A 4,723-nucleotide genomic window follows, 5' to 3' on the forward strand; every position below is an offset into this window, starting at 1 on the left:
GATGAAATGATTAAGCGTTATGTTCAGACTCAAGAGGTTGATATTAAAAACTTGTTGCCATCTCAGGTGGAAACGGGTATTAAGCTTGAAGAGAGACAGGAGACGACTCGCTCACAATTAGCGACTTTTTTGATAAAAATCTTAGCAGGAACCTTAACTGCAAGTTTTGGATTAATCATAATTCTGACAGTTATGTCGGGTTTTATAGATGAAAAGAAGATAGAGTCATTCGATAAGACAAGTTCATTGGTGAAAGATTTAATCACATTTATATTGACCGCTCAGACAGGTTTAATTGGTACAGCCCTTGGTTTTTACTTTGGCTCTAGAGGTAATAATGCAGATTAATTAATCTGAGCGCAATCGCCGATATTGTAGGGTGCGTTCATGAAATGTAACGCATCTTATTTTTGCTTATGTAAACAGTAATTTGAATACGATGACAATTTTTTAGCTAGACTAGAATAAATTATTGCGCTATGCAATTAAATTATACCTTTCAATCTAGGAGCAGCCATGCTAGACACAGCAACTCTTGAACGACGCTTGATAACCCTTGAACAAGTGCGATCGCTATCACTGTAGGGTGCGTTCCCTAATGCAACTTCTACCGCTCCACTAATAGATTTTGGGGGAACGCACCATGCACATTGATTGGCTGTAAGAACGATTTCTGCAAAGACTGTGAAATTGAAGGCTCTTGTGCAGGTCAGTGTCAAGTCACTTTGGAGTCTTCCAGAAATGACAGTCAATTAGTTGCAAAAATGTGCGAGTTAATAATTGCAACTACACAGAATTTGGTTGACGAACATCTAGAAGGCAGGTGAAATTCTGTGTTTATGACTAAGAACTAGCTGCCCAAAGCAAAGACACTTCATATTGATTAAATGTTGAATCCGCACTCACAAGTATCATATCTTCTACCTGAGCTTGTGCAATCAGCATTCGGTCAAAAGGATCACGATGATGTAAAGGCAATGCAGCCGCCCGCAAAGCATGAGAAGCATTGATCTCTAACGATCTAGCTCCTAGTTGGGTCATTCGAGTAGAGACATAATTATCTATTTGCTCTGGCAGTGGTAATTTACCGATTGAGACTTTAATTCCCATCTCCCAAACACTGGCAACAGAAAACCACACTTCATTGCTTTCGTTGGCAATTTGTTCAATTACATTCTCACTTAACTTGTCTGGTTGGGCAAACCACCACAGCCAGCATTGTGTATCCAGTAAAAGTCTCACTCCGCACCACCCTCAAATGCTACCAAAATATCTTCTGGTAAAGGAGCGTTAAAATCATCTGGTACGGTAAACATCCCTCGATCTTGTCCTAAACTAGACCGTCGATCTAAAGATGTCCGAAATGGAACAAGTTTAGCAATTGGAATACCTCGGTTTGAAATAACGATTTCCTCTCCGAGTTCCACACGGGACAATAGCCGAGAAAGGTTTGTTTTAGCCTGATGAATGTTTACAGTTTCCATGCTCTTAAAAAACTAAGTCCACAAACTAAGTTTAGTTTAAATGACTTTAGGATACAATGACTATAAAAGCTAGTAGCCAGTTGGATATATTTGTTATGGCATTAATATCCGGTGTTGTTCACAGTGATCCCGACATTCTAGGGGGAACCCCTGTTTTTGTAGGAACTCGTGTGCCGATGAGAACCCTACTTGATTATCTTGAGGCTGGTGATTCATTAGAGGTATTTCTAGACCATTTTCCCAGTGTCAGTCGAGAACAGGCGATCTCAGCCCTTGAATTAGCAAAGGAAATGTTGACAGCCTATGCGAATCCTGCTTGATGAATGCGCCCCACGCCCGTTAAAGCGTGAGCTTGCCGATTACGAGGTATGCACAGTTGTTGAGATGGGATGGTCAGGGAAAAAGAACGGTGAGTTGCTGAGGCTGATGAGTCAGGAGGGTTTCACGATTCTCCTCACTACAGATCAAAATTTGCGTTATCAGCAAAATTTACAGCAAACTGGAGTGGCAGTTATTGTTCTTGTAGCAACCAGCAACAAACTTTCTGACTTACTTCCCCTAATGCCAGATGCCTGTAGCGTATTAGATAAAGTCTCTCCAGGAGAAGTGATTGAAGTTGGAGGCTCCTGAAAGTTGTGTTGGCGAAAGCAGCATAACTCCGCATCCCCGGCGATATCTCGATCCCAAATCACAGGAATCTGCTGTTTAGCGATTAATTCGGCTTCTTCTCGACAAATAGCCCGAATTCCCACGGGTAAGGTCGGTAAACCCATTTCTAACACCCGACGCATCACACAGGCGTGGTTATGGTGGGAGCCTTCGTACTCAAAACGCATATCGCCATGGGCATCAATTTGAACCACCGTAAAAGGTTCCGATAAAGCTTGTCGGTAAGCTTGTACTACTCCCGTAGTGATAGCGTGTTCACCCCCGACGGCGACGACAAACTTATCATCGGCAATTAAACGCGAAACTGTAGCTGTGGTGACGGCTAACATCTCCTCGGCGGACAATTGCGGTTGCTGACGGGTATCGGCGATCGCATCATGGGTATAGATGCCCACTTCTAAACAGGTTTCCCTCTTAAGTTCCTCGTCATAAGCTTCCAATTGTTGGGAAGCAGTAATCACCGCCGCCGGCCAAGTTTCACAACCCTTGCGATAGGTGGTGGTGGCCTCGTAGGGAATCGGCAGGATCACGGCCTTAGCTGTGGCGTAAGTGGCGATCGCTTCACTCCCTAAAAATTGTTCGCTACCGGTGGCGCCAGACAATAACATGGGCAAGTCACAGAAAATTTTAGTCCAACCTTCTATTATAAATATTTTGACTATTTTTGTCTATTACAGCCTTTCTCATCAACCGGAACTGACCTCATACATATCTACTAATACTAAATCCGTTGAGTATAGGCTACATATCAGGAGAGGCACTCATGCAAGAGACACTCATGCAAAAGGGAGAATAAATAATCAGTTTTTAATAACCGGATTTGGTATAAGTAGGGAGGCACAATTATTTGTAGGATGGGTTAGCGGTAGCGTAACATGAACCGGCGTTGGGTTTCATGCTTCAACCCAACCTACGTTCATCTTATATTTAATTCCACCCACCTACTTATTGAGATAACTGCTGTAACGATAGCTTAACACCCTCTACCACTGTCAACCTAACTTCTAATTAGGTTGCTTAGGTTTTTCAAGTTGCTCTTTAACTAATTCTAAGGGAAGTTTTAACACTCTAGCAATTTGTTCGACGGTTAAGCCTTCTTTCATCAATTCTGTAGCGATTTCGAGTTTAGATTCTTCAGCAAGATTAGATTTTTGTAATTGATTTTCTGGTAGTTGATTACAGATATGACCTTTATTAATTTGTACGGGATTTATTACATTAAAGTTATGAGAGACATTATAATAATATCTTCGCAGACTAGACCTAAGATTAGCTTTATTAATTTCTTCTCCTAAAATTTCCGATAAGGTTTTCCATAGCTTACCGGCTACATCCTTGACATATTTCTCGGAACGATGATGATTTTTAGCGATTTCTGTGTATTTTTGGTGATTAATCACCCCTTCTAAGATTTCAGACTGAACATCATCTAAATTTTCTCCTGTATAGGAGAAGATGAGATTATCAACAGTTGTAATTAAAGAGTGAATATCAAAATTGTTCATGGCATTGGTTTAACTATGGGATTAAGTCATAATTGCTTGACATTATAGCACAGAATGTAAATTTAGGTACTTTATACGACTTTATCTTACTTTTTAGTGCTTGAAAGTTAATCTTTAATGTCATAAGCTCTTAGAAACCTTAGCTTAAGCAAAAATAATGAAAATGAACAGAGTTAAAAGTTCTCTATTGAAATCGGGTTTATGTGTTTTCAGTTTTTCCATATCACTTCTTTGTCAAAAAACTCCTGTACTGTCTGCTACAGTATCAAGTTCTAGTTCAACACTTCAATCTGTAGGTATTGTAAATGACTTTGATAAGATTTCTGTAATATTAGATGGTATTTTAAAACTTTGGGGTATTGTTGCACCTGTTGGAAGACCTTTACAGCCAGAAGATTTTACAACAATTAAATCAGCCAGGTTGTTGATTGCGTGTGTAAATGGAATCTGTGATAAGGATGAATCTCAAAGTAATAGTCTAGTAAGCATTAATAAACGAACAGTAGAAAAAACAGGACAAGTTAGTTCAATAGCATCAATTAGTGGTGCTTTAACCCAAACTAGCATTGGAAAGAATCCGGCTTGTGTCGGAGATATGTTTGTTGATGGTCTCAGTCCCATTAAGTGTGAAAAAAATGTTAAGGCCGTTGGTAAACCTGGAGAGGTATTTGTAAAAAATGTAACCGCATCTGCCTTTGGTCTTGTTTATGATGGCAGGGGTGGAAGACTGCTTATGGACGGAGCAGAATCCATGGACGAAGTTTATAGATCTAGAGAAATCCCCGAACCCACCTCAACCCTAAGTCTTCTTTCCCTGGGAATACTTGGTGCAGGTGCAACCTTAAAACGCAAAGTAAAACGCTCTAATTCAACCGAAAAAGAACCCAATAACGTCGGTTAAATTGCTTTTTTGTATAACTCATTCCCCCTTGATTTTAGACCAGTTGAGGGGGATTTTTAGGCTCTTGCTTCTCCCTCTTGTATTTTTAACTGAATATTTGCTATAATAAACAAAGGGTAAGCATCAATCATCTTCAAGCGATAGAAACTATTATTGAGGAACGA

6 protein-coding genes and 2 pseudogenes are annotated in these 4,723 nt (G+C 40.1%); 4 read left to right on the top strand and 4 right to left on the bottom strand.

Going from position 1 to position 4,723, the window contains the following annotated elements; translation table 11 throughout:
- Positions 1-348 (top strand): annotated as a pseudogene (locus PX636_RS14645) (hypothetical protein); the annotation flags it as partial.
- A 495-nt stretch (positions 349-843) separates the two neighbouring features.
- Here PX636_RS14645 and PX636_RS14650 read toward each other — a convergent pair.
- Together PX636_RS14650 and PX636_RS14655 are read right to left on the bottom strand one after the other, a co-directional pair.
- A complete protein-coding gene (locus PX636_RS14650) occupies positions 844-1,242 on the bottom strand; it encodes a type II toxin-antitoxin system VapC family toxin (protein WP_287664821.1) in 399 nt (132 codons plus the stop codon).
- Positions 1,239-1,484 (bottom strand): type II toxin-antitoxin system Phd/YefM family antitoxin, encoded by a 246-nt coding sequence (locus tag PX636_RS14655; protein ID WP_008201147.1) that lies wholly within the window; start codon positions 1,482-1,484, stop codon positions 1,239-1,241. Before PX636_RS14655 ends, PX636_RS14650 begins: the two co-directional genes overlap by 4 nt.
- A 56-nt stretch (positions 1,485-1,540) precedes the next feature.
- Here PX636_RS14655 and PX636_RS14660 point away from each other — a divergent pair, with 56 nt between their 5' ends.
- Entirely contained in the window at positions 1,541-1,804 is a 264-nt protein-coding gene (locus PX636_RS14660) for a DUF433 domain-containing protein (protein ID WP_287702547.1), read from the top strand.
- Positions 1,788-2,114, top strand: coding sequence for a DUF5615 family PIN-like protein (locus tag PX636_RS14665; RefSeq protein ID WP_002757286.1), 327 nt, complete (start codon positions 1,788-1,790; stop codon positions 2,112-2,114). Before PX636_RS14660 ends, PX636_RS14665 begins: the two co-directional genes overlap by 17 nt.
- A 32-nt stretch (positions 2,115-2,146) precedes the next feature.
- On the opposite strand, the pseudogene speB reads toward PX636_RS14665, so the two are convergent.
- Together speB and PX636_RS14675 are read right to left on the bottom strand one after the other, a co-directional pair.
- Positions 2,147-2,761, bottom strand: a pseudogene (gene speB, locus PX636_RS14670) (agmatinase); the annotation flags it as partial.
- Positions 2,762-3,157: 396 nt separating this feature from the next.
- Entirely contained in the window at positions 3,158-3,658 is a 501-nt protein-coding gene (locus PX636_RS14675) for a helix-turn-helix domain-containing protein (RefSeq protein ID WP_012267262.1), read from the bottom strand.
- Between the two features lie 157 nt (positions 3,659-3,815).
- On the opposite strand from PX636_RS14675, the gene PX636_RS14680 reads away from it, so the two are divergent.
- Positions 3,816-4,559, top strand: coding sequence for a PEP-CTERM sorting domain-containing protein (locus tag PX636_RS14680; protein WP_288117674.1), 744 nt, complete (start codon positions 3,816-3,818; stop codon positions 4,557-4,559).
- The last annotated feature ends 164 nt before the right edge of the window (positions 4,560-4,723 follow it).

The organism is Microcystis sp. M53598_WE2, assembly GCF_030067735.1.
In the GTDB taxonomy this organism is placed as follows: domain Bacteria; phylum Cyanobacteriota; class Cyanobacteriia; order Cyanobacteriales; family Microcystaceae; genus Microcystis; species Microcystis aeruginosa.

What these genes read in the sequence shown, in the direction of transcription:
- PX636_RS14680 (WP_288117674.1), top strand. Translation starts at nt 3,816, where the DNA reads ATGAAAATGAACAGAGTTAAAAGTTCTCTATTGAAATCGGGTTTATGT.
- PX636_RS14675 (WP_012267262.1), bottom strand. Translation starts at nt 3,658, where the DNA reads ATGAACAATTTTGATATTCACTCTTTAATTACAACTGTTGATAATCTC.
- PX636_RS14655 (WP_008201147.1), bottom strand. Translation starts at nt 1,484, where the DNA reads ATGGAAACTGTAAACATTCATCAGGCTAAAACAAACCTTTCTCGGCTA.
- PX636_RS14665 (WP_002757286.1), top strand. Translation starts at nt 1,788, where the DNA reads ATGCGAATCCTGCTTGATGAATGCGCCCCACGCCCGTTAAAGCGTGAG.
- PX636_RS14660 (WP_287702547.1), top strand. Translation starts at nt 1,541, where the DNA reads ATGACTATAAAAGCTAGTAGCCAGTTGGATATATTTGTTATGGCATTA.